Source organism: Streptomyces sp. NPDC020362, assembly GCF_040642095.1.
In the GTDB taxonomy this organism is placed as follows: domain Bacteria; phylum Actinomycetota; class Actinomycetes; order Streptomycetales; family Streptomycetaceae; genus Streptomyces.
The window spans coordinates 1-2,973 of sequence record NZ_JBFAET010000412.1; the positions used below are offsets into that span (position 1 = coordinate 1).

General features: G+C 68.9%; 2 protein-coding genes. Both read right to left on the minus strand.

What is annotated here, in order from left to right; translation table 11 throughout:
* Positions 1-114 precede the first annotated feature (114 nt).
* Positions 115-975 carry a serine protease gene (locus AB0H32_RS47620; RefSeq protein WP_361135774.1) on the minus strand — a complete coding sequence of 287 codons (861 nt, stop codon included), beginning with the start codon at positions 973-975 and terminating at the stop codon, positions 115-117.
* 122 nt (positions 976-1,097) lie between these two features.
* Complete coding sequence (locus AB0H32_RS47625; protein WP_361135777.1) at positions 1,098-2,639, minus strand: RNA polymerase sigma factor; 1,542 nt, start codon at positions 2,637-2,639, stop codon at positions 1,098-1,100.
* Between the last annotated feature and the right edge of the window lie 334 nt (positions 2,640-2,973).

Consider the following 2,973-nt stretch of genomic DNA (forward strand, 5'->3'; position numbering starts at 1 on the left):
CTCGACTACTCGACGGCCGTCACCGGATGTCTGTTCCACGTGCCGACGGCGGCCTTCCTCGACGACCTTCCCGCCGCTCCCGGCTGAGCCTGCGGCGCGCCCCCGTCCAGCCCCTCAGGGCTCCTTGCGGGGCCGTTGCGGCCCCGCGGCGGCCGACGGCAGGGTGCGGACGATGTCGGACACCCGCGTGTAGACACCGGGGCTGCCGGCACGCCCGCAGCCGCTCCCCCAGGACACGAGCCCGATCAGTCGCCCGGAGGCGACCAGAGGGCCTCCGCTGTCGCCCTGGCAGGAGTCCGGTCCGCCCGCTATCTCTCCGGCGCAGAGCATGGATTCGGCCTGGTAGGTGCCGTCCGGGCCGCCCGGGTAGGCGCGGGCGCAGACGTCGTCGGCGAGCACGTGGACGTGCGCTCCGTACAGTCGGCGTGCATAGGCGCCGCCGCCGGAGGTGTCACCCCAACCGGAGACCAGGGCTTCCGTCCCGGATGTGTACGCCTGATCGCCCGCGGACGCCATGGCCACGACGGCGCTCTGCGGCAGCGGTTCGGCAAGAGTGAGCACGGCATAGTCACCGGAGTTGGCCTCGGCGTCGTAGCGCGGATTGACCCGGGCGTCCCGTACGGCGATCTCCGAGCCTCCTTCCGCGAGCAGGTCGGTTCGGCCTGCGATGACCTTCAGGTCGGACACACGGTCGGGTGGCGCCCCCAGGACCTCCTCGGCCAGACAGTGGGCCGCTGTGAGCACGGTGGTCCGCGTGACCGCCACGCCACCGCAGAACTGCCCCGCCCGCGTACCCCCGAACCGGGCACGACTGGACAGGGCAACCGTCCACGGGGCCTGGGAGACGTCAATCGGAAACCCCCCGACGACGACACTGTCGGCGGCCACCGGGGCCGCTCCCATCAGGGGTATGGCGGTCGTCGCGGCCGCCAGGGCCAGCGGCCGGACCAAGGTCCGGACAACGGAACGGCGCATGCAAGCTCCTCACTCTGGGGTGATACCGAGAAACCCAGAGTCATCCAGGGCGCGGCTGCGCGCAGCACGAAGGCCCGGCTCCCGCGAGGGGAACCGGGCCTTCGCCGTCGTACGACCGGGACCTAGTCGAGGTAGTCGCGCAGCACCTGCGAACGCGACGGGTGGCGCAGCTTCGACATGGTCTTGGACTCGATCTGGCGAATCCGCTCACGGGTCACGCCGTACACCTTGCCGATCTCGTCGAGGGTCTTCGGCTGACCGTCGGTGAGGCCGAAACGCATGGAGACGACGCCGGCCTCGCGCTCGGACAGGGTGTCCAGAACAGAGTGCAGCTGCTCCTGCAGAAGCGTGAAGCTGACAGCGTCGGCGGGGACGACGGCCTCGGAGTCCTCGATCAGGTCGCCGAACTCGCTGTCGCCGTCCTCACCCAGCGGGGTGTGCAGGGAGATGGGCTCGCGGCCGTACTTCTGGACCTCGATGACCTTCTCGGGGGTCATGTCGAGCTCCTTGGCCAGCTCCTCCGGGGTGGGCTCGCGGCCCAGGTCCTGGAGCATCTGGCGCTGCACGCGCGCGAGCTTGTTGATGACCTCGACCATGTGCACCGGGATACGGATGGTGCGGGCCTGGTCGGCCATCGCGCGGGTGATGGCCTGACGGATCCACCAGGTGGCGTACGTGGAGAACTTGTAGCCCTTGGTGTAGTCGAACTTCTCGACCGCGCGGATCAGACCGAGGTTGCCCTCCTGGATGAGGTCCAGGAAGAGCATGCCGCGGCCGGTGTACCGCTTGGCCAGGGAGACCACGAGACGGAGGTTGGCCTCCAGGAGGTGGTTCTTGGCGCGGCGGCCGTCCTCGGCGATGATCTCCAGCTCACGCTTGAGCTTCGGCGCGAGCTTGTCGGAGTTGGCGAGCTTGTCCTCGGCGAACAGACCGGCCTCGATGCGCTTGGCCAGCTCGACCTCCTGCTCGGCGTTGAGCAGGGGGACCTTGCCGATCTGCTTGAGGTAGTCCTTGACCGGGTCGGCCGTGGCACCGGCCGCGGCGACCTGCTGGGCAGGCGCGTCGTCCTCGTCCTCGTCGGACAGGACGAAGCCCGCGCTCTCGGCGCCCTCGGGCTCGTCGGCGACCTTGGTGTCCTCGAGGACCTCTTCCTCGAGCAGCTCGCCGTCGTCCTTCTTGGCCGCGGTCTTCTTGGCGGCCGTCTTCTTGGCGACGGTCTTCTTCGCGACCGCCTTCTTGGCGGTCGTCTTCTTGGCGGCGGCCTTCTTGGCCGGTGCGGCTTCCTCGGCGGGATCGTCGGCGAGCGGAGCGGTGGGCGTAGCCGGGGCCGCCGTGGTGGCGGTGGCCTTCCTGGTGGTCACCGTCTTCGCCGCGACCGTCTTGGTGGCGGTGCGCTTCGCCGGGCTCTTCGCTGCGACGCTCTTTCGGGTGCGCTTGGGCTCTGCTGCACTGACCATCAGCGTCACACCCTCTTCCTCAAGGATCTGGTTGAGGCTGCGCAGTACGTTCTTCCACTGAGTGGCCGGAATCTGGTCAGCTTCGAAGGCCCGACGCACATCGTCGCCGGCGATCTGCCCCTCAGCCTTTCCCCGCTCAATGAGCGCCATGACAGAGATGGACTCGGCGATCTCCGGCGGGAGCGTACGGGATGTGCTGGCCGACACGAACAACCTCTCGGAACGTTGGAAAACGGCTTCCGGCCCCGTCCACAGCGGACAGGAGCCGACCACCGGCCTGGGGATGGGCCGACGGAGCGGGCGGGGGCCGGGGAGATGCACAGCGCCTGTCATGGCGTCCGTATTCCCTCCGCGGCTGTCACCTCTTAGGTCATCGCGCAGTTCCCACGAGCGTTACGCCCAATCTGCGTGGCCCGAGTCACACCCCGTAAGCGGTCAAAAACGGTCAGACACACACAAAGGCTGTCACCCATGGACTGACCTGAGCCGTTCCGCCTATCGCGGCGGCCCGCCGCGTCGCCGGGCCCCACCGGATTACGAG

Excerpts from the sequence above, each read along its gene's own strand:
- AB0H32_RS47620 (WP_361135774.1), bottom strand. The coding sequence starts at position 975 with ATGCGCCGTTCCGTTGTCCGGACCTTGGTCCGGCCGCTGGCCCTGGCG.